Consider the following 26092-nt stretch of genomic DNA (forward strand, 5'->3'; position numbering starts at 1 on the left):
TGACGCGAACCGCGGGGCTCAGCCCGCGAAGAACTCCTCGATCGTCGCCACGATCCGCGGCCGCAGCTCGGCGCCGGTGATCACCGCGTCGACGGAGCCGACCTGGACCGCCCGGTGGATGTCGTGCACGCCGTCGAACTCTCCGGCGACCTGGTTGATCTTCTCGGCCCGTACGGCGGCCCGGGTCTCGGCGAGCTCGGCGGCCAGTGCACCGCGGTCGGCGCCGGTCGCCTCCCGGAGGCCCTGCTCCAGCGCCTTGACCCGCGGGTCGGCGGCGGTGCGCTTGTCGACCTCGCCGGCGAAGACCACGGCCGCCGCGGGCGCACCGCCGATCACCGACGCGTAGGAGCCCTCCACGGCGAGCACCGTCATCGACGGGTTGAGCGCCTTGGAGAAGACCACGAACGCGCCGCCGTGGTAGCGCGAGATCACGCAGAAGACGATCGGGCCGTCGAAGTTGACGATCGCCCGGCCGATCTCCGCGCCGTACTCCAGCTGCAGGTGGCGCATCGAGTCCGGTGAGCCGTCGAAGCCGGACAGGTTGGCCATCACCACGAGCGGCCGGTTGCCCGACGCCGCGTTGATCGCCCGGGCCGCCTTCTTCGAGGACCGCGGGAAGAGCGTGCCCGCGGTGTAGGTGTCCGGGCCGTCGGTGGGCGGGAAGCCCCGTCGGCGGACCGGGCGGGACTCGATGCCGAGCAGGCAGACCGGGAAGCCGCCGATGTGCGCGTCGAGGACGACGGCGGTGTCGGCGTCGGCCATGCCGGCCCACCGCTCCAGCGTGGCGTGGTCCTGGTCGGCGACGGCTCGCATCACGGTGCGGATGTCGAAGGCCTTCTTGCGGTCCTTGTTGTGGGCCGGGTCGAAGATCTCGCCGACGGTGGTGAAGTCGCTGTCGGCCGAGTGGTGCGGGTACGACGAGATGTCCCGGTCGGACGGGTCGGTGGTGGGCGCCCGCCGCGGCCCGGACTCGCCCGGGGCGACGTAGGTGTGGTCGTAGTGGGCCAGCAGCACGTCGAACGCCCCGGCCAGGTCGGGTGCCCAGTACTGCGCCTGCCCGTTCGGGCCCATCACCCGGTCGTAGCCGCCGATGCCGTAGTTGTCCTCGGCCGAGACGCCGCCGGAGAAGTCCAGCGACTGCTTGCCGGTGAGCACCATCGCGCTGTCCGGGGTCATCACCAGGATGCCCTTGGTGTGCATCAGCATGGTGGCCTCGGCGTTCCAGTACGGCTGGGCGCCGACGTTGATGCCCGCGACCACGACGTTGATCTCGCCGCCGGCCTGGGTGAAGGTCACGATCCGCTTCAGCGCGGCGGCCACCCAGTCCATGTTCTCGGTGCCCGAGTCCATCGAGATCCGGGCACCGGCGGAGATCGCGAACCACTCCACCGGCACGCCCATCTCCTCGGCGAGGTCGAGCGCGGCGATGATCCGCCGGCACTCGGGCTCGGAGACGGCGCCGAGCGCCTTCGTCGGGTCGCCGCAGAGCAGCACCCGGGTCATCCCGTCGGGGTGCAGCTCGGTCTTGGTGGTGACCAGCGCGCAGATGATGCCGGCCGTGTTGAGGCCGTAGCGGCGCGAGACCGGTACCAGGCGGCCGTCCTCGTCCAGGTCGTGCTCGACCATCGACCCGCCGGGACCGGCCAGGATGTCGGCCAGCTCGTAGGGGTAGACCAGGCCGCGGCGCCGCGAGCGCAGCACCTTGGCGTCGTAGTCGTCGAGGGTGCGCAGCGGCTCGGTGGTGGGCGCGGCGACCGAGGCGGTGATGCCCGCGCCGGGCTGGCGGTGGAACCGGATGCTCAGCGGCACCGGCCCCTCGGCGGAGGCGAGGCGGCCCTCGGCGACCACCTCGTGGATGCCCGCGCCGTCGGTGAGCGGGGTGATCTTGCCCTGGAGCGCGGTGAGCTGGCTGATGTCGGCGTCGACCACCGGCCACACGTGGACCCAGACGTGGTTCATGTCGAGCTTGCTGCCCGCGGAACCGCGGGCGGTGCGGGCCCGGCGGATCGACTCCAGGCAGTTCTCGATCGCGCGCTCCGCGTGCGGTACGCCGACCACCTCGCCGGCCTCGTCGCGGACCACGCTCAGCTGGCGGACCTGGGCCAGCGCCACCAGGCGCCGGTCGCTCGGGTTCTCCTTCGCCACGCACTCGTAGAGGAAGACGCTCGCGGGGGCGGGCAGCCGGGTGACGTGGAAGTTCCGCAGGCGGCGCAGGTTGAGCCGCTCGCCGACCATCGGGTGCACGCCGCGGACCAAGGTGTCCTCGGCGACCGCTGCGGCGCCGTCGGCGCCGGCGGTGGGGCGGAACTCGAAGTAGCCGACCGGCCGGTCGTCGCCCGGGCAGGTCGCGACGGCGACGCGGCGCACCTGCTGGGTCCACGGCAGCGCGCCGAGGATCTCCGCGAGCGCGGCGCTCGCCTCGTCGTCGCTCTCCGGCTGCTCCGGCCAGGACAGGTAGAGGTCGACCACGCCGTCGTACCCGGTACGGCGGGCGGCCAGGTGCTCCTCGATCAGCCCGGCCAGCGCGCCGGCGGGGTCGCCGAGCTCGGCGACGGTGCCGAGGGTGGTCAGGATCCGGGTCTCGAGCCCGGCGATCGTGTACTCGGCGGAGACCGCGGGGCGGCCGTCGGCGTCGAAGGCGTGCACCGCGCGCAGGGAGTGCTCGCCGTAGTGGCGGTGGATCAGCACCTCGAGCATCGGTTCGTGCTCGGGCATGCCGCCGACGAGCCGCGCGGCCAGGAACCCGACCAGCTGCTCGGGGATCGCGGCCAGCGCCGCGATCCGCTCGGCGTAGTCGCGGGCGTGGGGGTCGGCGGCGAGGTCCGCGACCTCGTCGCCGACGCCGGCCAGCACGCTGGCCCGCTGGCGGTCGACCTCGGGCTGGTCGAACCAGCGGAACCGGATGCTGCGCGCCAGGTCGCCGACGACGGGGAGCCGCAGCTGGGTGGCCCGGACCAGGCGCTCCAGCAGTCCACGCGCGTCCGTGGCCAGCGGGTCGCTCGGGGCCGGGTCGGCGGCCCAGCGGCCCAGGATCGCGGTGGCGATCTCGGTGTCGGTGCCGCTGTGCCGCAGCGCCAGGAAGACACGGTGGACGGCCCGCTCCAGCTCGGGGGTGCGGTCCAGGCCGTCGATGCCGTAGTGCGCCAGCACCTTGGCCAGCCGCTCGCGGAACTGGTCGGGCAGCCCGTCGCGCTCCACGTCGAGGCTGCGCAGGTAGGTCTGGAAGTGCTCGCGGGAGCTGTGCACCCGCAGCTCGGTGTGCAGCTCGCCGTCGACCGGCCGGTTGCGGCTGAGCTCGGCGAGGTCGGCGAAGATGCCGAGCAGCTCGATCTCGGGCGTGATCACGTCCGCGCCCGACGCGGCGAGCTCCTCGCGTGCGGCCAGGTAGCCGGGCAGCGGGGAGCCCCCGTCGCGGGGGTCCACGTCGTAGCCGAGCAGCAGCGCGGAGAGGTCGGCCAGCCCGCGGGCGGCACGTCCGGCGGCGTCGCCGCTCGTGGTGGGCGCGGGCAGCTCGATGCCGGGGCCGGACTCGTCGACCTCGGCGGGCGCGGCGTCGCCGCCGTCGGCGACGGGGTCCAGGCGGACCAGCGCGGCGCCGGTCTCGACCTGGCTGCCGGCGATCACCAGCACCTCGCGGACCTTGGCCGCGAACGGGGCGACCAGGACCGTCTCCATCTTCATCGACTCCAGCACCAGCACCGGGGCGCCGGCCTCCACGACGTCGCCGACCTGGGTCGGGGTGGCCACCACCAGCGCCGGCGCGGGGGAGCGCAGCACGCCGCCCTCGTCGCGGGAGACCCGGTGGGTGACGCCGTCGACCTCGACCAGCATCACCGGGCCGTGCGAGGCGGTGACCAGGCGGAAGCGCCGGCCGGAGATCAGCACCTGGCTGCGGTCGGCGTCGATCCGGGTCAGCTCGACCTCGACGGTCTGCTCCTCGCCGCCGGCGAGGAGCGTCACGCGGTAGCGGTGCGGCCCGACCTCCAGCACGACCAGCTTGTACGCCGCCCCGCGCAGCTTGAGGTCGATGGTGGCTCCGACCTGGTGCTGGAGCTGGGGTCGACCGCCGTGGGCGGTCTCCAGGAGCCGGGCCACCTCGAGCGACTGCTGCTCCTCGTGGGCCTCGATCGCGGCGACGACGAGCGCGACGCCGGAGTGCTCGTGGGCGACGAGGCGACCCTCGGCGCGGACGCGGTCGATCCAGCCCGTGTCGGCCCACATCGGCTCGCCGCTGACCACCTCGGACTGGTCGAGCAGGTCGAGGATGAAGGACTTGTTGCAGACACCGCCCTCGATCACCACGGTGGTCTCGGCCATCGCGCGGCGCAGGCGGGCCAGCGCCTCGTCGCGGGTGCGGCCCGAGGCGATGATCTTGGCGATCATCGAGTCGAAGTCGGCGGGGATGGTGTCGCCCTCGGCGACGCCGGTGTCGACCCGGATGCCGGGGCCCGCGGGCAGCTGCAGCCGCGCGATCCGGCCGGGGGAGGGGGCGAAGTCGCGGTCGGGGTCCTCGGCGTTGAGCCGGGCCTCGACGGCGTGGCCGGCCTCGCCGGGGCGCTCGCCCTCGAGGCGGCCGCCGGAGGCGACGTGGATCTGGAGCTTGACCAGGTCCAGGGCGGTGGTGACCTCGGTGATCGGGTGCTCGACCTGGAGCCGGGTGTTGACCTCGAGGAAGGCGAAGGAGCGCTCGCCGGGGTGGTAGAGGAACTCCACGGTGCCGGCGCCGGCGTACCCGACGGCGAGGGCGAGTCGCTCGGCCGACGCCTTGAGCGAGTCGACCTGCTCGGCGTCCAGGAGCGGCGAGGCCGACTCCTCGATCACCTTCTGGTTGCGCCGCTGCACCGAGCAGTCGCGGACGCCGACCGCCCACGCGGTGCCCTGGCCGTCGGCGATCAGCTGCACCTCGACGTGGCGGGCGCCGGTGACCAGCCGCTCCAGGAAGACCACGCCGCTGCCGAAGGCCCGCTCGGCCTCGTCGCGGGTGCGCTGGTAGGCGTCGGCCAGGTCGTCGGCGGTGTCGACGCGGCGGATGCCCCGGCCGCCGCCGCCGGCGGTCGCCTTGAGCATCAGCGGGTAGCCGATCGACTCGGCGGCGGCGAGCGCCTCCTCGAGGGTGTCGACGCCGCCGCGGCTCCACGGAGCCACGGGCACGCCGACCTCCTCGGCGATCAGCTTGGAGCCGATCTTGTCGCCGAGCTGGCGCATCGCGTCGGCGCTGGGGCCGATGAAGGCGATCCCGAGCCGGGCGCACAGGTCGGCGAACGCCGGGTCCTCGGCGACGAAGCCCCAGCCGACCCAGACGGCCTCGGCGCGGGTCGCGACGAGGGCCCGCTCGAGCGCGGCGAGGTCGATGTAGGGCCGGTCGGCGGCGCGGCCGATCAGGTGGGCCTCGTCGGCCTCGCGGACGAACATCGCGGTCCGCTCCACGTCGGTGTGCAGCGCGATGGTGGTCAGCTCCGCGCCCTCGGCGTTCAGGTCGCGCACCGCGTGGATCAGCCGCATGGCGGCCTCGCCGCGGTTGACGATCGCGATGCGCCGGAAGGTGGCCGGCGCGGCGTCGCGGGAGGCGTCGGAAACGGGATGCTCAGCCACCGTGGAAGTCACCCTTGTAGGGTTCCGCACCGAGCACCCCCGTAGCGCGGTCGTAGGCGCCAACGTTGGCCCACCTCCGTTGGAGGAGTCCTACAAATCGACTCGGGCGCCCCGCGCAACGCTGTTTGTGCTGCCCGCTGCGCGGAGGTGGCGTCCACCCGCCCGCTTCACATGCGGATTGGCCCCATCCCGCCCCCACGAGGGGCCAATCCGCATGTGACGACGGCGGTCAGCCGGCCCGCGCCGCGGCCGCCAGCGCGCGAGCCAGCTCGGGCGCGTCGGCGGGGTGCACCAGGCCCGAGGTCACCCGCACGAAGCCCGCCGCGCCGGTGCGGTCGGGCGCGGCGCCGGCCGCCAGGAAGGGCGAGCCGCCGGCGACGCGGATCCCCGCGGCGGCGAGCTCGACCAGCGCGGCCCGCTCCTCGGTGACCGGGAGCCAGAGGTTGATCCCGTCGGGGGTGGGCACCTCGACGCCGTGCCGGGCCAGCGCGTCGACGAGCACCCGCTGCCGGGCGAAGTACTGGCGCCGCGCCTCGGTCACCTGCTCCACCGACGGTGCGGCGGTGAGCAGGTCGAGCAGGATGGTCTGCAGCATCCGCGACGTCCACCCCGGCCCGAGCATCCGTCGGGCCACGATCCGGTCGACCATCTCCGTGGGCCCGCTGAGCGCGGCGATCCGCAGGTCGGGGCCGTGGGACTTGGAGAACGAGCGCAGGTGGACGACCCGCTCGGGCAGCCAGGTGCCGAGGCTGACGTCGGCGCCGGTGCTGATCCCGGCGGAGTGGTCGTCCTCGACCACCCACGGCGGCTCCTTGGCCCGGCGCAGCACGTCGACCAGCTCGCGGGCGCGCGCGGCCGTGGTCGAGACCCCGGTCGGGTTCTGGGCGCGGGGCTGCAGCACCACCGCCACCGGCTGCTGCTCGAGGGCCCGGCGCAGCGCGTCGGGACGCACGCCCTGCTCGTCGAGGCCCACCGGCACCACGACGCCGTCGAGCTCCTCGACGAGGTCGAAGAACGGCGGGAAGCCGGGCGACTCGAGCACCACCCGATCGCCGTACCCGACCACCTGCTCCAGGGTGCGGGCGATGCCGTCGGTGGCGCCGTCGACGACGGTCAGCGCGGGCGCCGGGTAGGGCCAGGTGGCGAGCAGGGCGTCGCGCAGCCCGGGCAGCACCGGCTCGTCCTGGTAGGCGGCCGTCCCGGCCCGTTGGCCGACGCGGTGCAGCGCGGGCCCGAGGTCGGGCAGCAGGGCGGGATCGGGGGTGCTGCGGGAGAGGTCGAGGCGTAGCCGGTCCGGCTCGGCGCCGACCAGGCTGCGCTGCCGGGGGGAGAGCCAGCCGACCTCCTCGGCGCGGACGAAGGAGCCGGCGCGTCCCCGGGAGACCACCAGCCCGGTACGCCGCAGCGCCTGCCACGCGGAGGAGACCGTGGCCGGGGAGACGCCGAGCGCGGCGGCGACGTCGCGCACCGTGGGCAGTCGTTCGCCGGGGCGCAGCTCGCCGGCCCGGATCGCCCGACCGTAGGCCCCGGCGATGCCCCTCGGCGTCCGGTCGGCCAGGTCGAGGACCGGCGCCAGGCCCGGGTCGTGAACGGTCATCTGCCCTGCCTAGAGGTGGGGAATCGTCCCCCGCAACCGGCTTCCCAAAAGCCACGAGAGGGGTACATTGAAGAAATCCACGCGAAATGTTCAAGTCCAAGGATAACGGAACTCTCAGCAGCCCGAACGACTCGACGAACGACTCGACGGAGGTAGCGATGACCATCGTGCGCGCCGCGATCAGCCAGACCACCTGGACCGGTGACAAGGACTCGATGCTGGACCGGCACGAGAAGTTCGCACGGGACGCGGCCGCCGCCGGCGCCCAGGTGATGTGCTTCCAGGAGCTCTTCTACGGCCCCTACTTCGGCATCACCCAGGACCCCAAGTACTACCGCTACGCCGAGCCCGCCGACGGCCCGATCGTGCAGCGCTTCGCGGCACTGGCCAAGGAGCTGCACCTGGTGATGATCCTCCCGATCTACGAGGAGGAGCAGACCGGCGTCTACTACAACACCGCGGTGGTGGTCGACGCCGACGGCACGATCCTCGGCAAGTACCGCAAGAACCACATCCCGCACGTGGACAAGTTCTGGGAGAAGTTCTACTTCCGCCCCGGCAACCTGGGCTACCCGGTCTTCGACACCGCGGTCGGCCCGATCGGGGTCTACATCTGCTACGACCGGCACTTCCCCGAGGGCTGGCGCGAGTTCGGGCTCAACGGCGCCCACATCGTGTTCAACCCCAACGCCACCAAGCCGGGCCTCTCCAACCGGCTGTGGGAGGTCGAGGGGCCGTGCGCCGCGGTCGCCAACGGCTACTTCGTGCTCCAGCCGAACCGGGTCGGCCTCGAGGACAACGAGTACGGCGACGAGGCGGTGAACTTCTACGGCACCAGCCAGGTGATCGACCCGCGCGGCAACTTCGTCGGCGACCTCGGCAGCTCCGAGGAGGAGGAGCTGCTGATCCGCGACCTGGACATGGACCTGGTCCAGAAGATGCGCGACGACTGGCAGTTCTACCGGGACCGCCGCCCCGACTCCTACACCGCGATCACCAAGCCCTGACCCCGGACCGCACGGCCCACCATCAAAGGGAGTGACATGAGCACCCTGCTGATCACCGGCGGCACCGTGGTGTCGTCCACCGGCCGCACCGAGGCCGACGTCCTGGTCGACGGCGAGACGATCGTCGCCGTCCTCGCCCCCGGCTCCACCCTGCTCGGCAGCGACCTCGCGGCCAGCGTGGACCGGGTGGTCGACGCGACCGGGAAGTACGTCATCCCGGGCGGCATCGACGCCCACACCCATATGGAGCTGCCGTTCGGCGGCACCCACGCGATCGACACCTTCGAGACCGGCACCACCGCGGCCGCCTGGGGCGGCACCACCTCGATCATCGACTTCGCCGTGCAGCGCTACGGCGAGCGGGTCGAGGACGGACTGGCCGCCTGGCACGACAAGGCCCGCGGGAACTGCGCGATCGACTACGGCTTCCACCAGATCATCGGCGGCGTCGACGAGCAGTCGCTCAAGGCGATGACCACCCTCGTCGACGAGGGGATCACCTCCTACAAGCTGTTCATGGCCTACCCGGGCGTCTTCTACTCCGACGACGCCCAGATCCTCAAGGCGATGCAGGTCGCCGCCGAGTCCGGCCTGATGACGATGATGCACGCCGAGAACGGCCCCGCCATCGACGTGCTCGCCGAGCAGCTCTACAACGCCGGCAAGACGACGCCGTACTTCCACGGCGTCGCCCGCGCCTGGCAGATGGAGGAGGAGGCCACCCACCGCGCGATCATGCTGGCCGACCTCACCAACGCGCCGCTGTACGTCGTCCACGTCAGCGCCCAGCAGGCGGTGGCCCAGTTGGCCGCCGCCCGGGACCGCGGCCAGAACGTCTTCGGCGAGACCTGCCCGCAGTACCTCTACCTCTCGCTGGAGGAGCAGTTGGCCGCGGTCAGCGAGCAGTGGGGCGACTTCGAGGGCGCCAAGTGGGTCTGCTCGACGCCGCTGCGCTCGCGGGAGGAGGGCCACCAGGACGCCATGTGGCAGGGGCTGCGGACCAACGACCTGCAGATGGTCTCCACCGACCACTGCCCGTTCTGCATGAAGGACCAGAAGGAGCTCGGCCGGGGCGACTTCCGGGCCATCCCCAACGGGATCGGCTCGATCGAGCACCGGATGGACCTGCTCTACCAGGGCGTGGTCACCGGCCGGCTCACCCTGGAGCGGTGGGTGGAGATCACCTCCACCACCCCGGCCCGGATGTTCGGGCTGTACGGCAAGAAGGGCGTGATCGCGCCGGGCGCGGACGCCGACATCGTGGTCTACGACCCGAACGGGCACACCTCGATCGGCGTCGGCGAGGGCAAGACCCACCACATGGCGATGGACCACTCGGCCTGGGAGGGCTTCGAGATCGACGGCCACGTGGACGTGGTGATCAGCCGCGGCTCGGTGCTCGTATCCGACGGCGCGTTCCACGGCCGCGCCGGGCACGGGCAGTTCCTCAAGCGCGGCCTGACGCAGTACCTGCACTGAGCGGCGGCCGGTGGTGGTTTCGAGGCTCGTCGCTGGCGCTCCTCGCACCTCAACCACCGGGCGCCGGTGGTTGAGGCGCGAGCGCAGCGAGCCTCGAAACCACCACCACCGCACCACCGACAAGGAGAGATGACATGGACTTCGGCGTCGTCCTGCAGACCAACCCGCCCGCCTGGCGCACCGTGGGCCTGGCCAAGCAGGCGGAGGAACACGGCTTCGACTACGTGTGGACCTTCGACAGCCACCTGCTCTGGCAGGAGCCGTACGTCATCTTCAGCCAGATCCTGGCCGAGACCCGGCGGGTCGTCGTCGGGCCGATGGTGACCAACCCGGCCACCCGCGACTGGACCGTCACCGCGTCGGTCTTCGCCACGCTCAACGAGATGTACGGCAACCGCACCGTGGTCGGGATGGGCCGCGGCGACTCCGCGGTCCGGGTCCTCAACGGCCGCCCGACCACCCTCAAGGAGGTCCGCGAGGCGACCCACGTGATCCGCGAGCTGGCCAACTGTCGGCCGGTCGAGCACAACGGCGCCACGCTGCAGTTCCCCTGGGCGCGGACCTCGGAGCTGGAGGTCTGGATCGCGGCGTACGGCCCGATGGCGCTGAAGGCGGCGGGCGAGGCCGGCGACGGCTACATCCTGCAGCTGGCCGACGTCGACGTCGCGAAGTGGATGATCGACCAGGTCCGCGCGGCCGCCGAGGCGGCCGGCCGCGACCCCGACTCCCTCACCTTCTGCGTCGCCGCCCCGGCGTACGTCGGCGAGGACACCCCCGAGTCGTGGGAGCACATGCGCGCCCAGACCCGGTGGTTCGGCGGCATGGTCGGCAACCACATCGCCGACATCGTCGCCAAGTACGGCGAGGAGGCCGACTTCCCCGAGGTGCTGGTCGACTACATCCGGGGTCGCACCGACTACGACTACAACACCCACGGCAAGGCCGAGAACGACCACGTCGACTTCGTGCCCGACGAGATCGTGGACCGCTTCTGCCTGCTCGGCACCCCCGAGCAGCACGTCGCCAAGCTCGAGGAGCTCAAGGCGATCGGCGTCGACCAGTTCGCGATCTACCTCCAGCACGACAACAAGGAGGAGACGCTGCGCGTCTACGGCGAGTCGATCATGCCGCACCTGCGCGACCACGTGACCGCGAAGGCCTGACCTCGACCGTGACCTCGACCCTGACCACGAGCGTGCCCGGGGCACCGCCCGTCGCGCCCGGCGGTGCCGGCGTCCCGGGCCCACCGCGAGCCCGGCGCGTCCTCGGCCGGATGCGCGCCGCGCTGCTCGGGCTCCTCGGGCTGCTCGCGGTCGCCGCGGCCTGGGAGGGCTACAAGGCGCTCGCCCCCGAGGACGGCGTGGTGATCGGCGAGTCCCGGGTGCTGCCGCGCAGCACCGACCTCGCGATGCCGCACGTCTGGGACATGGTGCGGCGGCTCTTCGAGCCGACCACCAGCATCTCCGAGGAGGCGCTGTGGCAGACGGTCGCCGCGGCCGCCCTGCTCTCGCTCGGCATCGCCGCGGTCGGCTGGGCGGTCGGCACGACCGTCGGCCTGCTGCTCGCGGTCGCGATGGCACGGGTCCGGGTGGTCGAGTGGGGCCTGCTCCCCTGGATCGTGCTCAGCCAGACCGTGCCGCTGATCGCGTTCGCCCCGATCGTCCGCTCCTGGGGCTCCCGGATCGAGATCGGCGGCTGGGAGTGGCCCTCCTGGCTCTCGGTCGCGGTGATCGCCAGCTACCTGGCGTTCTTCCCGGTCGCGGTCGGCGCGCTGCGCGGCCTGCAGGCCCACTCCGCGATCCACGCCGACCTGATGCGCGCGTACGCCGCCGGCTGGTGGTCCACCCTGCTCCGGGTTCGGATCCCCTCGGCGGTGCCCTACCTGCTGCCGGCGCTGCGCCTGGGCGCGGCGAGCGCGGTGGTCGGCACCATCGTCGCCGAGGTGTCCACCGGCTACCTCGACGGGATCGGCCGGCTGCTCGTCTCCTACGCCGGCCAGGCCTCCGGCGACCCCGCCAAGGCGTGGGCCCCCATCTTCGGCGCGATCGCGCTGGGCCTGGTGGCCGGCGCCGCCGTCACCCTGATCGGCGTGCTGATGCGCCCCTACCGACGTGGAGAGGCACCGTGAGCCAGCCGACCGAGAACACCCCCGCCGGAACTCCGAGCGGCATCCCGAGCGGCACCGCCACCGCGGAGCCCGCCGTCCGGGTCAGCGGCCTGACCAAGACCTTCGGCACCCGTGCCGGGCTGGTGCACGCGCTCAGCGACGTCGACCTGACCCTGGCCCCGGGCGAGTTCGCCGCGCTGATCGGACCCTCGGGCTGCGGCAAGTCGACCCTGATGCGGGTGATCGCCGACCTGGAGACCGCCACCTCGGGCACCGTCGAGGTGTTCGGCAAGCCGGCCGCCCGGGCACGCGCCGACCAGGACTACGGGATCGCCTTCCAGCAGGCCGGGCTGCTGCCGTGGCGCACCGTCGCCGCCAACGTGGCGCTGCCCCTGGAGCTGCACGGCCTCGGCCGCCGCGAGCGCAAGGCGCGGGTCGCCGAGCTGTTGGAGATGGTCGGCCTGAGCGACTTCGCGGGGCACCACCCCGACCAGCTCTCCGGCGGCATGCAGCAGCGCGTCGCCATCGCCCGGTCGCTGGCCGAGCAGCCCCGGCTGCTGCTGATGGACGAGCCGTTCGGCGCGCTCGACGAGATGACCCGGGAGCGGATGCAGGCCGAGCTGGCCCGGATCTGTGCCGAGACCGGCGCCGCGGTCGTCTTCGTGACCCACTCGATCCCCGAGGCGGTCTTCCTGGCCGACCGGGTCGTGGTGATGTCGCCGCGGCCGGGTCGGATCACCGGCGAGGTGGTCACCGGGATCGGCCGCGACGTCCCGCGCGACGACGCGCTCCGCGAGGACCGCGACTTCTTCGCCAAGGTGACCGAGGTGCGCGAGGCGCTGCACGGCGCGCCGGTCACCGGGTCGGGCCGGGAGGCGCGATGAGCGGCACGAGCGCCACCGGCGCACCCCCGGGCTGGACGCGGATCGGTCGCATCGCCGCGCCCGTGGTGGTCGGCCTGCTCGGGCTCGCCGTGTGGCAGTTCCTGGTCTCGGTGGTCGAGGTGTCGCCGTACCTGCTGCCGGGGCCGGCCGAGATCGCCGAGGAGTGGCGTGCCAACTCCGAGGCGATCCGTGAGGCCTTCTGGATCACCGGCACCAACGCGTTCATCGGGCTGGTCGCCGGCACCCTGGCCGGGGTCGGCCTGGCCGCCGTCTCCTCCTCGGCGCGCTGGGCCGAGGGGATGGCCGCCCCGGTCGTCGCCGGCCTCGCCGTGGTGCCGATCGTGGCGCTGGCGCCGGTGCTGAACTCGATGTACGGCGCCGACAGCGAGTACGGGCGGCGGGTGATCGCCGCGATCGCCGCCTTCGTGCCGGTCTACGTCAACAGCGTCCGCGGGCTGCACCAGACCACCGCGTTGCACCGCGACCTGATGCGCGCCTACCACGCCTCGGCCGGGCAGCGGTTCCGGCGACTGACGCTGCCCTCGGCCGCGCCGTACGTGCTCACCGGCATCCGGATCGCCTCCTCGCTGGCCGTGATCTCCGCGCTGGTGGCGGAGTACTTCGGCGGGCCGCGCGGCGGCCTCGGCAGCTTCATCTCCACCAGCGCCGCGACCAGCGCCTACGCCCGTGCGTGGGCCTACGTCGCGGCCGCCATCGTTCTCGGGTTGGTCGCGTACGTCGTGACCGCGCTGCTCGAACGTCTCGTGCAGCACTTCCTGCCGACCGGGGCCGCGTCGTGAGTCGGCCGAGCCCCGGTCGCACCGTCCGCCTGCCGCAGCGTCGCGCGGCGTACGTGCTCTCACCACCCGTTGAAGAACCGTTTCGAAAGGCAATCGAATGCTGACATCTGTACGCCGCGGCCTCGCGGTGACGGCGGTCGTCCTGGCCTCCTCCAGCCTGCTCGCCGCGTGCGGCAGCGACGACGACGAGGGGAGCGGCGAGGCCAGCGTGAGCGGCTGCAACACCGGCAACGACATCAAGCTCCAGCTGCAGTGGCTGCCCCAGGCGCAGTTCGCCGGCTACTACGCCGCGGTGGACCAGGGCTTCTTCGAGGAGGAGGGCCTGACCGTCGAGATCATCCCGTCGGGCGGCGACATCGTCCCCCAGGACGCGCTCTCCTCGGGCGACGTCGACTACGCGATCGCCTGGGTGCCGAAGGTGCTCGGCTCGATCGAGCAGGGCGCCGAGCTGACCGACATCGCCCAGATCTTCCAGCGCTCGGGCACCCTCCAGGTCGCCTGGGCGGACTCCGGCATCGAGTCGGTCGCCGACTTCGAGGGCAAGAAGATCGGCTCCTGGGGCTACGGCAACGAGTGGGAGATCTTCGCCGCCATGGCCGCCGAGGGTCTCGACTCGACCACCGTCGAGATCGTCACCCAGGACTTCAACATGAACGCCTTCCTGCAGGGCGACATCGATGCCGCGCAGGCGATGACCTACAACGAGTACGCCCAGCTGCTGGAGTCGGTCGACCCCGACACCGGTGAGCTCTACACGCCCGACGACTTCAACGTGATCTCGTACGAGGACACCGACGGCGCGATGCTCCAGGACGCCATCTGGGCCGAGACCAAGTGCCTGGACGACGAGGCCTTCGCGGACCGGACGGTGAAGTTCCTCAAGGCGGTCATCAAGGGCTGGGCCTACGCCCGCGACAACGTCGAGTCCGCCGCCGAGATCACCGTCGCCGCCGGCTCCAGCTGGGGCCCGAGCCACGAGCTGTGGATGGCCAACGAAACCAACAAGCTGATCTGGCCGTCGACCAACGGCATCGGCATCATCGACGAGGCGGCCTGGGGCCGGACCGTGGACGGCGCCCTGGCGGCGGTCAACGAGCAGGGCCAGAACCTGATCACCGCGGAGCCGCCGGCCACCGCCTACGACAACACCTACATCCAGCAGGCGATCGATGAGCTGGGCGACGAGGTCGACACCACCGGTGCGGACTTCGCGCCGATCGACGTCACCCTCACCGAGGGCGGCAACTGATCGTGTAGCCGCCGGTTGAGGTGCGAGCGGAGCGAGCCTCGAAACCAAGGCGCCCGTCGTGGTGGTGGTTTCGAGGCTCGCAGGCTCGCACCTCAACCACCGCTCGCAGGCTCGCACCTCAACCACCGCTCGCAGGCTCGCACCTCAACCAGCGGGCGCCGCTGGTTGAGGTGCGAGGCGCCCCGGCGCCGAGCCTCGAAACCAAGGCGCTGCCCCGACCGGGGCCGTTGAACCCGCGACCCCCGAGGACGAGACTCGGAACCTCCCCCGCGAAAGGACCGGACGTGACCACCGAGACGGAGACCCAGCTCGACCTCGACGCCGAGGCCAAGCGACTGGACAAGGCGCACGTGTTCCACTCCTGGTCGGCGCAGGCCGCCCTGGACCCCCTCGTCATCGCGGGCGGCAGCGGCAGCACCGTCTGGGACCACGCGGGCCGCCGCTACCTCGACTTCTCCAGCCAGATGGTCAACGTCAACATCGGCCACCAGCACCCGGCCGTGGTTGCCGCGATCAAGGAGCAGGCCGAGAAGCTCTCCACCATCGGTCCCGCGATCGCCAACCTGACCCGCGGCGAGGCGGCGGGGCGGATCACCGGCCGCGCACCCGCAGGCATGAACAAGGTCTTCTTCACGAACGGCGGCGCGGACGCGGTCGAGAACGCGATCCGGATGGCCCGGCTGCACACCGGCCGGGACAAGATCATCTCCCGCTACCGCTCGTACCACGGCAACACCACCGCGGCGGTGACCGCGACCGGCGACTGGCGCCGGATCCCCAACGAGTACGCCCGCGGCCACGTCCACGTCTTCGGCCCCTACCTCTACCGCAGCGAGTTCTGGGCGACCACGCCGGAGGAGGAGTGCGAGCGCGCGCTGCACCACCTGCGCCGCACCATCGAGTGCGAGGGCCCCTCCACGGTCGCCGCGATCCTGCTCGAGAGCGTCCCCGGCACGGCCGGGATCATGGTGCCGCCGCCCGGCTACCTGCCGGGCGTCCGGGCGCTGGCCGACGAGTTCGGGATCATGCTGATCCTGGACGAGGTGATGGCCGGCTTCGGCCGCACCGGCGAGTGGTTCGCCTTCGACGCCTTCGACGTCACCCCCGACCTGATCACCTTCGCCAAGGGCGTGAACTCCGGCTACGTGCCGATCGGCGGCGTGGTGATCAGCGACCCGATCGCGGCCACCTTCGACGAGCGGGTCTTCCCCGGCGGCCTCACCTACTCCGGCCACCCGCTCGGCGCCGCCTCGATCGTCGCCGCCCTGGACGCGATGGAGTCCGAGGGGATCGTCGACAACGCCAAGCTGATCGGCGCCGACGTCCTCGGGCCGGGTCTGCGCGACCTGGCCGAGCGGCACCCGGTGGTCGGCGAGGCCCGCGGCTCCGGCGTCTTCTGGGCGCTCGAGCTGGTCGCCGACCGCGTCACCCGCGCCCCGCTGCCGCCGGCGACCATGGCCCGCGCCAAGGCCGCGCTCGTCGGCGCCGGGCTGCTCCCGTTCATCGCCGACAACCGCATCCACGTCGTACCGCCGTGCGTGGTGACCGCCGACGAGGTGGACACCGCGCTGGGCATCTACGACACCGTCCTGAGCCAGCTCGACGAGGAGCTCTGATCCGCATGACCAGCACCGACCTGCCCGTCCTCGACCACTGGATCGGGGGCGCGCCCTCCGCCGGTACGTCGACCCGCACCGCCCCGGTCCACGACCCCGCGCTCGGGGAGGTGACCAAGCACGTCCGGCTGGCCAGCGCCGCGGACCTCGACGCCGCGGTGGCCGCCGCGACCGAGGCGTTCGCGACCTGGGGCCGCACCTCGATCGCCCGCCGCCAGCAGGTGATGTTCGCGTTCCGGGAGATCCTCAACAGCCGCCGCGACGAGCTGGCCGCGATCCTCACCTCCGAGCACGGCAAGGTGCTCTCGGACGCAGCCGGCGAGATCGCCCGCGGCCTGGAGGTCGTCGAGTTCGCCTGCGGCAGCCCGCACCTGGCCAAGGGGGCGCACTCGGTCGAGGTCGCCACCGACGTCGACGTCTACTCCCTCAAGGAGCCGCTCGGCGTGGTCGGCGTGATCACCCCGTTCAACTTCCCGGCGATGGTGCCGCTGTGGTTCGTGCCGATCGCGATCGCCACCGGCAACACCGTCGTGCTCAAGCCGAGCGAGAAGGACCCGAGCTCCTCGAACTGGATCGCGGAGGCCTTCGCCGAGGCCGGCCTGCCGCCCGGCGTGCTCAACGTGGTGCACGGCGACAAGGAGGCGGTCGACGCGCTGCTCACCCATCCCGACGTCGCGTCGATCTCGTTCGTGGGCTCCACGCCGATCGCGAAGTACGTCTACGAGACCGGCACCGCCCACGGCAAGCGGGTCCAGGCGCTGGGCGGGGCGAAGAACCACATGCTGGTGCTGCCCGACGCCGACCTCGACCTGGTCGCCGACGCCGCCGTCAACGCCGGTTTCGGCTCCGCGGGCGAGCGGTGCATGGCGGTCTCGGTGGTGGTCGCCGTCGACCCGATCGGCGACGAGCTGATCGAGAAGGTCACCGACCGGATGGGCAAGCTGGTCACCGGCGACGGCCGCCGCGCCTGCGACATGGGGCCCCTGATCACCCGGGAGCACCGCGACAAGGTGGCCGGCTACCTCGACGTCGCCGAGGCCGACGGGGCCGCGCTGGTCGTCGACGGCCGCGCGGTCGAGGCCGACGGGGCGGCCGACGGGTTCTGGCTCGGCCCCACGCTGATCGACCACGTCCCGACCACCTCGGCGGTCTACACCGACGAGATCTTCGGGCCGGTGCTCTCGGTGGTGCGCGTGGCGTCGTACGAGGAGGGGGTGGCGCTGGTCAACGGCGGCCCCTACGGCAACGGCACGGCGATCTTCACCCACGACGGCGGCGCCGCCCGGCGCTTCGTCAGGGACGTGCAGGTCGGCATGGTCGGGGTCAACGTGCCGATCCCGGTGCCGGTCGCCTACCACTCCTTCGGCGGCTGGAAGCAGTCGCTGTTCGGCGACGCGAAGGCCTACGGGCCGCAGGGCGTGGAGTTCTTCACCCGCGAGAAGGCGGTCACCTCGCGCTGGATGGACCCGTCGCACGGCGGCATCAACCTGGGGTTCCCGCAGAACACCTGAGCGGAACGACGAAGCGGCCGCGCCCCGGGTGGGGTGCGGCCGCTTCGTCGTACGGCGGGGTGGTGGTTGAGGTGCGAGCGAAGCGAGCCTCGAAACCACCGCCACTCAGGTGCCGGGGTTTCGAGGCTCGGCGCCGGGGCGCCTCGCACCTCAACCAGCGGCCGGTCACCTCGACCGGCGCGCGGGTCAGCGACCGAACAGCTTGCCCATCAGGGTGTCGGCGAGCGGCTGGGCGTCGCACTGGCAGCGCTGGTCGGCGGGCAGGTGACCGAGGACCTGCTCGACGTGCTGGCCGCAGCCGGTGTAGGACGCCTTGCCGCAGTTGTTGCAGGTGGCCGGAGAGCACATGGGGATTCCTCTTTCAGCAGTTCTGGTGGGGTTCGGGGGACGGGTGGGATCGGGAGGGACCGGGTGGGGTGGTGGTCGGGGTGGGGGATCAGGCCAGCGCCATCGCGTCCCAGGCGCTGTAGCCGCCCAGGATGTCGGAGACGTCGTCGAACCCCTCGTGGCGCAGCAGGCTCGCGCCGACCGAGGACCGCCATCCGCCCGCGCAGTAGAGCACCGTGGGCGCGTGCGGGTCCAGCTCGCCCGCCCGGCTGCGCAGCTCGGCGAGCGGGATGGTGAGCGCGCCGGGCAGCATCCCGGCCTCGACCTCGCCGGGCCCGCGGATGTCGACGATCTGGACCGGGTGGTCGGCCTGCGCGCGGACCAGCTGGTCGGGGGTGAGCCGGCTGGCGCGGCGCACCTGGTCCTGGTGGGAGAGCAGGTAGCCCTCCACGTCCTCGAGGTAGCCGATGGCGCCGTCGAACCCGATCCGGACCAGCCGGGTCGCGGCCTCGAGCTCGTCGCCGTCGGCGGCGATCAGGACGATCGTGGCGTCGGGGTCGGTGACCATGCCGACGGTCTCGGCCATCCGGCCGTCGACCGGCACGTTGATCGCCCCGGCCAGGTGGCCGGCCGCGAACGCGGTGTTCTCCCGGGCGTCGATCACCACGGCGCCGGCGGCCACCGCGGCGTCGAACGCGGCGGCGTCCAGGGCCGGCAGCGCGGCGTCCGGCGCGTGCAGCTCGCGCTGCTGCCGGTTGAGGGTGGCGTTGTAGCCGAAGTACTCCGGGGCCGGCGGCTGGCCCGCGGTGACGACGGCGAGGAACTGCTCCTGCGTCATCGGCTGGCACGCGTAGTTGAACCGGCGCTGCTCGCCGATCGTGGACTGCGTCTCCGTCGACAGGTTCTTGCCGCACGCCGAGCCGGCGCCGTGCGCCGGGAAGACGCGGACCTCGTCGGCGAGGCCCATCAGCTTGTGCTGGACCGAGTCGTAGAGCATCTCGCCCAGCTGGGTGGCGGTCACGCCGAAGGAGGCCAGCAGGTCGGGGCGGCCGACGTCGCCGATGAAGAGCGCGTCGCCGGTGAGCACGCCGTACGGCGTCTCGTCGGTGCCGCGCTCGTAGACCAGCACGCTGATCGACTCCGGGGTGTGGCCCGGGGTCGCCATGATCTCCAGGGTGACGCCGTCGGGGCCGCCCAGCGGGATCCGCTCGCCCTCGGCCAGGGCGCGGGAGTCGAACTCGGTCTCCGCGACCTCGCCGTAGCCGATCCAGGCGCCGGTCGCGTCCGCCAGCTCGAGGTGGCCCGAGACGAAGTCGGCGTGGAAGTGGGTGTTGATCGCGCCGATGATCCGCAGGCCGCGCTCCTCGGCGTCGGCGAGGTACTCGCCGATGTCGCGGCGGGGGTCCACCACGACGGCGTTGCCGGACTCCTCGTCCGCGATCAGGTACGAGGCCTGGGACAGGCAGTCGAGGTAGTACTGGGTGAAGATCATGGTCGCGGGCTCCTTTGCGCGGGGCGTCGGCGGAGGTCGGTGGGTGCTGCTGCACCCGATGACAGACACAACCATAACCCCCCGGGGGGATATTCCCCAGTCCTTCGCGCCACCGGATCAGTCCGCGCCGATCCGTCCGCGCCGATCAGTCCGCGCCCCCTCGTCGGCTGGCGTCGTGTGCCTGAGGCACCGGCATGAGGGGGTCTGGGGCACACGACCCACGCCATCGGGCAGGCAGCCCACGCGTACCGGGATTCCCGGGCACCCGCCGACCGCGGATAGGTTCCGGGATGTGGTGAGCACGAGTGACACGGACGCCCCCCGGGCGCGCGTCTCCGGGGCCCGGTCGGGTCCCCTGGGCCGCCTGGGCCGCCTGGGTCGCCTGGCCCGGGAGCTGGTGCTGCTCGAGCTGGCGCTCTACCGCTCGCTCGCCCGGTGGCTCGCGCGCCGCCCCGACGTGCCGGCGGGGACGACCGCGATCGGGTACGCCCGCCAGGTCACCCCGCTGTTGTGGCTGTGGACCTTCGCGGCCTCCATCGAGACCGTCGTGATCGAGGTCGTGCTGCGCACCATCGACACCGGCTGGTCCGAGGCGATCCGCCTGCCGCTGCTGGTGCTCGGGGTCTGGGGCGCGCTCTGGATGCTCGGCATGATCGCCGCCCACCGGGTCCGCCCGCACCTGCTCGCCGCCGACCGGCTCCGGATCCGCAGCGGCGCCCGCACCTGGGTCGAGGTGCCGCTGGACCGGGTGGCCACCGTCCGACCCGCCGAGCACGAGCTGCCCGGCCTGGTGACCACGCTGCACGTCGACGGCGACCTCGTCCTCGTCGGGGTCAGCAGCCGCACCAACGTCGAGATCGGCCTCGACGGCCCGACGACGCTGCGCACCTCGGCCGGCGAGGTCACCGCCTCCCGCGTGGCGCTGTGGGTCGACGAGCCGCGCGAGCTGGTGGCCCGCCGCCTGGGGGATCCGGGGCGCACCGTCGGGTGACCGACCCCGGCCGTCCGTGAGGGCTCAGACCCCCGCGCCGGGGTTGAGGATCCCCGCGGGATCGAGCGCCGCCTTGATCCGCCGGTTGAGCGCCATCGCCTCGGGCCCGAGGTAGTCCGCGAGCCAGGGGCGCTTGAGCCGCCCGACGCCGTGCTCGCCGGTGATCGTGCCGCCGAGCCCGATCGCCAGCTCCATCACCTCGCCGTACGCCTGCTGGGCGCGCGTCGCCTGCTCGTCGTCGGTGGGGTCGACCACGATCAGCGGGTGGGTGTTGCCATCGCCGGCGTGCGCCACGACGGCGATCTCGACCCCGCGCCGCGCCGCGATCTGCTGGATCCCGGTGACCAGGGCGCCCAGCCGCGGCACCGGTACGCCGACGTCCTCCAGCAGCAGCGTGCCCTTCCGCTCGACGGCGGGGATCGTCATCCGCCGGGCGACCACGAAGGCCTCGCCCTCGTCGGGGTCCTCGGTGGCGAGCACCTCGGCGGCGCCGTGCTCCGCGCAGATCTCCGCCACCTGCGCGAGCTCGGCGCGGGCGGAGTCGGTCGGTTCGTCGGACTGCACGACCAGCAGCGCCTCGGCGCTGCGGTCCAACCCCATCCGGGTCAGGTCCTCCACCGCGTTGATGGACACCCGGTCCATCAGCTCCAGCATCGAGGGCCGCAGCACCCGGGTGATGCCGAGCACCGCCGACGTCGCCGCCTCCAGCGCCGGGAACGTCGCCACCAGCGTGGCCGGCCGACGCTGCGCCGGCAGCAGTCGCAGCACGATCCGGGTGATGATCCCCAGCGTCCCCTCGCTGCCGACGAACAGCTTGGTCAGCGACAGTCCGGCGACGTCCTTGAGGCGCGGTCCGCCCAGCTCGACCGCCGTCCCGTCGGCGAGCACGACCGTCACCCCGAGCACGTAGTCGGTGGTCACGCCGTACTTCACGCAGCACAGGCCGCCGGCGTTGGTGGCGACGTTGCCGCCGATGGAGCAGATCTCGAACGACGAGGGGTCCGGCGGGTACCAGAGCCCGTGCTCCGCGGCGGCCGCCTTGACCTCGGCGTTCAGCAGTCCCGGCTCGACCACGCAGGTCCGGGTCGCCGGGTCGACCTCGATCGCGCGCATCCGCTCGGTCGAGACCACCAGGCAGCCGTCGAGGGCCGAGGAGCCGCCCGACAGCCCGGTGCCCGCGCCCCGGGTCACCACCGCCAGGCCGTGTTCGGCGGCGAACCGGACCGCGGCCTGCACGTCCGCCGTGCTCCGCGCCCGTACGACGGCCAGCGGCACCCCCGCGGCGGGGTCCTGCGCCCGGTCCCACCGGTAGCCGGCCATCCGGTCCGGGTCCACCAGGACGACGTCGTCGCCCAGGTCATCGCCCAGGTCATCGGCCAGGTCATCGCCCAGGTCGTCGCGGAGCGCGTCGACCAGCGCCCCGAGGTCCAGCTGCGTCGCCATCGGACACCTCCGTCGCCGGCGCCGTCGCCGACCTTGTTCTTCCTCGGCACCCTACAAACCTCGCGACAAGCCTTGCGCCCGCCGGAACGGTGCTCACTCGATCCGCGCGCAAACGACCGCTTCCGACATAAAATCGATGTTTCACCTGTGCGGACCTCCCACCGGCGTGACGCCGTCGGTGGGACGGTGGAGCGTTCCGACGGAAGACGGGGGTGGCTGCATGGAGGTCTCGGCGCTGGTCAACGGCGAACCGAGGACGGCTCCGGCGCGCGCGCACGAGAACGCACTCGACTGGCTGCGCGAGCGCGGGCTGACCGGCGCCAAGGAGGGCTGCGCGGAAGGTGAGTGCGGCGCCTGCGCGGTGCTCGTCGCGCGGCCCGGCATCGACGCGCCGACCGAGTGGGTGGCGGTCAACGCCTGCCTGCTGCCCGCCGCCGCGCTCGCCGGCCAGGAGGTGCGCACCGCCGAGGGGCTCGCCCTCGGCGCCGACGGGAGGCCGGGGCTGCACCCGGTGCAGCGGGAGATGGCCGAGCGCGGCGGCTCCCAGTGCGGCTACTGCACGCCCGGCTTCATCTGCTCGATGGCCGCCGAGTACTACCGGCCCGGCCGCGAGGGGTTCGACCACCACGCGCTGAGCGGCAACCTGTGCCGCTGCACCGGCTACCGGCCGATCGTCGAGGCCGCCGAGGCGCTCGGCCCGGCGCCCGAGGACGACCCGCTGCTGCGGCGGACCCGCGAGGAGCCGCCCGCCGCCCCGGCGGCGCCCACCGGGTGGTTCGTCCGCCCGGCCGCGCTCCCCGCGGCGCTCCGGCTGCTGGCCGAGGACCCCGACGCCGTTCCGGTCGCCGGCTGGACCGATGCCGGGGTGGAGGCCAACCTCAAGGGCACCCGCCACGAGCGGGTGGTCGCGATCGACCGGCTGCCGGAGCTGCGCACGCTCACCTGGACCGACGGCCCCGACCGGTCCGGAGCGGTCGAGATCGGCGCCGCGCTGACCCTTACCGAGGTCGAGCGCGGCCTCGACGGCCGGGTGCCGCTGCTCGCACAGACCCTGCCGCAGTTCGCCTCCCGGCTGATCCGCAACACCGCCACCATCGGCGGCAACCTCGGCACCGGGTCCCCGATCGGCGACCTCGCCCCGGCGCTGCTGGCCCTGGACGCCGAGGTCGTGCTGGCCTCGCTCGAGGGCGAGCGGACGGTCCGGCTCGACCGCTACTTCACCGGCTACCGCACCTCGGTACGCCGACCGGCCGAGCTGATCCGCGCGGTCCGTGTCCCGCTCCCGCTCGCCGGCGCGACCGCCTTCCACAAGATCGCCAAGCGACGCTTCGACGACATCTCCAGCGTCGCGGTCGCGATCGCGCTGGACCTGGTCGACGACGGCTCGGGCGCCGGCCCCGGGGGCCGGGTGGTCCGCGGCGCCCGGATCGGCCTCGGCGGCGTCGCGGCCACCCCGATCCGCGCCCTGGCGACCGAGGCGGCCCTGGTGGACCAGCCGTGGACCGAGGAGACCGTCGAGCGCGCCGCCACCGTGCTCGCCGGCGAGGGCACCCCGATGGACGACCACCGGGCCAGCGCGGCGTACCGCACCGCGATGCTCGGCCAGGCCCTGCGCCGCTTCCACGCCGAGCTGGAGCCTGCGGGGCAGGCAGAGGGGAGCCCGGCATGAGCGCGAGCACGGGGGTGGGCGCCGCCGTCGCGCACGAGAGCGCCGCCGGCCACGTGACCGGCGAGGCGCTCTACACCGACGACCTGGTCGGCCGCCTGCACGGCACGCTGCACGCCCATCCGGTGCAGGCGCCGCACACCCACGCCCGGGTCACCCGCCTCGACGTGGCCCCCGCCTACGCGGTCGACGGCGTCGTACGGGTGCTGACCGCCGCCGACGTGCCCGGGGTCAACGACGCCGGCGTCAAGCACGACGAGCCGCTCTTCCCCGACGAGGTGATGTTCCACGGCCACTCCGTCGCCTGGGTGCTCGGCGAGACCCTGGAGGCTGCCCGGCTCGGTGCGGAGGCGGTCGAGGTCGACTACGAGCCACTGCCGTCGGTGGTGACGGTCCGCGAGGCGATCGAGGGCGGCCACTTCCAGGGCATGGCGCTGTGCGCGGAGCGCGGCGACCTGGATGCCGGCTTCGCGGCCGCGGCCCGGATCGTGGAGGGCGAGACCGAATTCGCCGGCCAGGAGCACTTCTACCTGGAGACACACTGCTCGCTGGCCCAGGTCGACGAGGCCGGCCAGGTCTTCGTGCAGTGCAGCACCCAGCACCCCACCGAGACCCAGGAGATCGTGGCCCACGTGCTCGGGCTGCGCAGCCACGAGGTCACCGTGCAGTGCCTGCGGATGGGCGGCGGCTTCGGCGGCAAGGAGATGCAGCCGCACGGGTACGCCGCCATCGCCGCCCTGGGCGCCACCCTGACCGGGCGGCCGGTGCGGGTCCGGCTGACCCGGGCCCAGGACATGACGATGACCGGCAAGCGGCACGGCTTCCACGCCGCCTGGCGCGTCGGCTTCGACGACGAGGGCCGGATCCTCGCGCTGGACACCACGCTGACCGCCGACGGCGGCTGGAGCCTGGACCTCTCCGAGCCGGTGCTCTCCCGGGCGCTGTGCCACGTCGACAACGCCTACTGGATCCCGCACATCCGCGCGGCCGGCCGCGTCGCGCGGACGCACAAGACCTCCCAGACCGCGTTCCGCGGCTTCGGCGGCCCGCAGGGGATGCTGGTGATCGAGGACATCCTGGGCCGGTGCGCGCCGCTGCTCGGGATCGACCCCGGCGACCTGCGGCGGCGCAACCTCTACGCGGCGGGCCAGGAGACGCCGTACGGCCAGCCGGTCCGCCACCCGGAGCGGCTGGCGGCGGCCTGGGACCAGGTCGAGGCGCGCGGCGACCTCGCCGCGCGGCGCGAGGAGGTCGCGGCGTTCAACGCCACGCACGAGCACCGCAAGCGCGGCCTGGCGGTGACCCCGGTGAAGTTCGGCATCTCGTTCAACTTCACCGCGTTCAACCAGGCCGGCGCGCTGGTGCACGTCTACCGGGACGGGTCGGTGCTGATCAACCACGGCGGCACCGAGATGGGCCAGGGCCTGCACACCAAGATGCTCCAGGTCGCGGCCACCGCCCTCGGCCTGCCGGCCGAGAAGGTGCGGCTCGCACCGACCCGCACCGACAAGGTGCCCAACACCTCGGCCACCGCCGCCTCCTCGGGCGCGGACCTCAACGGCGCGGCGGTGAAGAACGCCTGCGAGCAGATCCTGGAGCGGATCGCCGACGTGCCCGGTGAGACCTGGGAGGAGCGGGTCGAGGCGGCGTACCTGGCCCGGATCCAGCTCTCCGCCGCCGGCTTCTACCGGACCGAGGGCCTGAGCTGGGACGCCAGGGCGATGCGCGGCCACCCGTTCAAGTACTTCGCCTACGGCGTCGCCGCGACCGAGGTGGAGGTCGACGGCTTCACCGGCGCCTACGTCGTACGACGCGTCGACATCGTCCACGACGTCGGCGACTCGCTCTCCCCGCTGGTCGACCGCGGCCAGGTCGAGGGCGGCTACCTGCAGGGCCTCGGCTGGCTCACCCTGGAGGACCTGCGCTGGGACGAGTCCGACGGGCCGGGCCGTGGCCGGCTGCTGACCAACGCCGCCAGCACCTACAAGCTGCCGAGCCTGTCCGAGCTGCCCGACGTGCTCAACGTCGACTTCCTCGCCGACGCCACCGAGACCGGGGTGGTGCACGGGTCGAAGGCGGTCGGCGAGCCGCCGCTGATGCTGGCGTTCTCGGCGCGCGAGGCGCTGCGCGAGGCCGCCGGCGCGTTCGGGCCCGCGGGGCGCACGGTGGAGCTCGCCTCGCCGGCGACTCCCGAGGCGGTCTACTGGGCGCTGGACGCGGCCCGCCGGGCCGGGGGCGGCGCCGGGACCCCGACCACCGCTGCCCGGGACGACTCGGCCGGTGAGCCGGGCGACCTGGTGGGGACGGTCTGACGTGGGCTGGATCGACGGA

17 protein-coding genes are annotated in these 26092 nt (G+C 73.0%); 12 read left to right on the forward strand and 5 right to left on the reverse strand.

What is annotated here, in order from left to right:
• Nucleotides 1–18 precede the first annotated feature (18 nt).
• Entirely contained in the window at nt 19–5592 is a 5574-nt protein-coding gene (locus E8D34_RS01025; RefSeq protein WP_240771015.1) for a carboxyl transferase domain-containing protein, read from the reverse strand.
• Between the two features lie 229 nt (nt 5593–5821).
• Entirely contained in the window at nt 5822–7189 is a 1368-nt protein-coding gene (locus E8D34_RS01030; protein WP_136592707.1) for an aminotransferase class I/II-fold pyridoxal phosphate-dependent enzyme, read from the reverse strand.
• Nucleotides 7190–7347: 158 nt separating this feature from the next.
• Between E8D34_RS01030 and E8D34_RS01035 the strand changes: the two genes are divergently transcribed.
• The 9 genes from E8D34_RS01035 (at nt 7348) to E8D34_RS01075 (ending at nt 17842) form a co-directional block, all read left to right on the forward strand.
• A complete protein-coding gene (locus tag E8D34_RS01035) occupies nt 7348–8196 on the forward strand; it encodes a nitrilase-related carbon-nitrogen hydrolase (RefSeq protein ID WP_136592708.1) in 849 nt (282 codons plus the stop codon).
• Nucleotides 8197–8232: 36 nt separating this feature from the next.
• Nucleotides 8233–9675 (forward strand): dihydropyrimidinase, encoded by a 1443-nt coding sequence (hydA, locus tag E8D34_RS01040; RefSeq protein WP_136592709.1) that lies wholly within the window; start codon nt 8233–8235, stop codon nt 9673–9675.
• Nucleotides 9676–9809: 134 nt separating this feature from the next.
• Nucleotides 9810–10838: a TIGR03842 family LLM class F420-dependent oxidoreductase gene (locus E8D34_RS01045; RefSeq protein ID WP_136592710.1), complete on the forward strand. Its 1029-nt coding sequence runs from the start codon at nt 9810–9812 to the stop codon at nt 10836–10838.
• Nucleotides 10839–10846: 8 nt separating this feature from the next.
• A complete protein-coding gene (locus E8D34_RS01050; RefSeq protein WP_240771016.1) occupies nt 10847–11803 on the forward strand; it encodes an ABC transporter permease subunit in 957 nt (318 codons plus the stop codon).
• Nucleotides 11800–12666, forward strand: a complete 867-nt coding sequence (locus E8D34_RS01055) for an ABC transporter ATP-binding protein (RefSeq protein ID WP_240771017.1) — start codon at nt 11800–11802, stop codon at nt 12664–12666. Before E8D34_RS01050 ends, E8D34_RS01055 begins: the two co-directional genes overlap by 4 nt.
• Nucleotides 12663–13466: an ABC transporter permease subunit gene (locus E8D34_RS01060; protein WP_136592711.1), complete on the forward strand. Its 804-nt coding sequence runs from the start codon at nt 12663–12665 to the stop codon at nt 13464–13466. The genes E8D34_RS01055 and E8D34_RS01060 overlap by 4 nt, the downstream gene beginning before the upstream one ends.
• A 97-nt stretch (nt 13467–13563) precedes the next feature.
• Nucleotides 13564–14715 carry an ABC transporter substrate-binding protein gene (locus E8D34_RS01065; protein ID WP_136592712.1) on the forward strand — a complete coding sequence of 384 codons (1152 nt, stop codon included), beginning with the start codon at nt 13564–13566 and terminating at the stop codon, nt 14713–14715.
• A gap of 284 nt (nt 14716–14999) precedes the next feature.
• Entirely contained in the window at nt 15000–16331 is a 1332-nt protein-coding gene (locus E8D34_RS01070) for an aspartate aminotransferase family protein (RefSeq protein ID WP_136592713.1), read from the forward strand.
• 5 nt (nt 16332–16336) lie between these two features.
• Nucleotides 16337–17842, forward strand: a complete 1506-nt coding sequence (locus tag E8D34_RS01075; RefSeq protein ID WP_136592714.1) for a CoA-acylating methylmalonate-semialdehyde dehydrogenase — start codon at nt 16337–16339, stop codon at nt 17840–17842.
• A 186-nt stretch (nt 17843–18028) separates the two neighbouring features.
• On the opposite strand, the gene E8D34_RS20655 is transcribed toward E8D34_RS01075, so the two are convergent.
• Both E8D34_RS20655 and E8D34_RS01080 read right to left on the reverse strand, forming a co-directional pair.
• Nucleotides 18029–18190, reverse strand: a complete 162-nt coding sequence (locus E8D34_RS20655) for a hypothetical protein (RefSeq protein ID WP_168929290.1) — start codon at nt 18188–18190, stop codon at nt 18029–18031.
• Between the two features lie 88 nt (nt 18191–18278).
• Nucleotides 18279–19661, reverse strand: coding sequence for an MBL fold metallo-hydrolase (locus E8D34_RS01080; protein WP_136592715.1), 1383 nt, complete (start codon nt 19659–19661; stop codon nt 18279–18281).
• 295 nt (nt 19662–19956) lie between these two features.
• On the opposite strand from E8D34_RS01080, the gene E8D34_RS01085 reads away from it, so the two are divergent.
• A complete protein-coding gene (locus E8D34_RS01085; RefSeq protein ID WP_136592716.1) occupies nt 19957–20652 on the forward strand; it encodes a hypothetical protein in 696 nt (231 codons plus the stop codon).
• 24 nt (nt 20653–20676) lie between these two features.
• On the opposite strand, the gene E8D34_RS01090 is transcribed toward E8D34_RS01085, so the two are convergent.
• Nucleotides 20677–22095 carry an FAD-linked oxidase C-terminal domain-containing protein gene (locus E8D34_RS01090; protein ID WP_136592717.1) on the reverse strand — a complete coding sequence of 473 codons (1419 nt, stop codon included), beginning with the start codon at nt 22093–22095 and terminating at the stop codon, nt 20677–20679.
• 220 nt (nt 22096–22315) lie between these two features.
• On the opposite strand from E8D34_RS01090, the gene E8D34_RS01095 reads away from it, so the two are divergent.
• Complete coding sequence (locus tag E8D34_RS01095) at nt 22316–23764, forward strand: FAD binding domain-containing protein (protein WP_136592718.1); 1449 nt, start codon at nt 22316–22318, stop codon at nt 23762–23764.
• Nucleotides 23761–26073, forward strand: a complete 2313-nt coding sequence (locus E8D34_RS01100; protein ID WP_136592719.1) for a molybdopterin cofactor-binding domain-containing protein — start codon at nt 23761–23763, stop codon at nt 26071–26073. Before E8D34_RS01095 ends, E8D34_RS01100 begins: the two co-directional genes overlap by 4 nt.
• Nucleotides 26074–26092 lie beyond the last annotated feature (19 nt).

Origin of the sequence: Nocardioides sp. GY 10113, from assembly GCF_004919105.1 — a bacterium.
In the GTDB taxonomy this organism is placed as follows: Bacteria; Actinomycetota; Actinomycetes; order Propionibacteriales; family Nocardioidaceae; genus Nocardioides.

What these genes read in the sequence shown, in the direction of transcription:
- E8D34_RS01035 (WP_136592708.1), top strand. Translation starts at nt 7,348, where the DNA reads ATGACCATCGTGCGCGCCGCGATCAGCCAGACCACCTGGACCGGTGAC.
- E8D34_RS01030 (WP_136592707.1), bottom strand. Translation starts at nt 7,189, where the DNA reads ATGACCGTTCACGACCCGGGCCTGGCGCCGGTCCTCGACCTGGCCGAC.
- E8D34_RS01060 (WP_136592711.1), top strand. Translation starts at nt 12,663, where the DNA reads ATGAGCGGCACGAGCGCCACCGGCGCACCCCCGGGCTGGACGCGGATC.
- E8D34_RS20655 (WP_168929290.1), bottom strand. Translation starts at nt 18,190, where the DNA reads ATGTGCTCTCCGGCCACCTGCAACAACTGCGGCAAGGCGTCCTACACC.
- E8D34_RS01075 (WP_136592714.1), top strand. Translation starts at nt 16,337, where the DNA reads ATGACCAGCACCGACCTGCCCGTCCTCGACCACTGGATCGGGGGCGCG.
- E8D34_RS01045 (WP_136592710.1), top strand. Translation starts at nt 9,810, where the DNA reads ATGGACTTCGGCGTCGTCCTGCAGACCAACCCGCCCGCCTGGCGCACC.
- E8D34_RS01090 (WP_136592717.1), bottom strand. Translation starts at nt 22,095, where the DNA reads ATGGCGACGCAGCTGGACCTCGGGGCGCTGGTCGACGCGCTCCGCGAC.
- hydA (WP_136592709.1), top strand. Translation starts at nt 8,233, where the DNA reads ATGAGCACCCTGCTGATCACCGGCGGCACCGTGGTGTCGTCCACCGGC.
- E8D34_RS01095 (WP_136592718.1), top strand. Translation starts at nt 22,316, where the DNA reads ATGGAGGTCTCGGCGCTGGTCAACGGCGAACCGAGGACGGCTCCGGCG.
- E8D34_RS01065 (WP_136592712.1), top strand. Translation starts at nt 13,564, where the DNA reads ATGCTGACATCTGTACGCCGCGGCCTCGCGGTGACGGCGGTCGTCCTG.
- E8D34_RS01080 (WP_136592715.1), bottom strand. Translation starts at nt 19,661, where the DNA reads ATGATCTTCACCCAGTACTACCTCGACTGCCTGTCCCAGGCCTCGTAC.
- E8D34_RS01100 (WP_136592719.1), top strand. Translation starts at nt 23,761, where the DNA reads ATGAGCGCGAGCACGGGGGTGGGCGCCGCCGTCGCGCACGAGAGCGCC.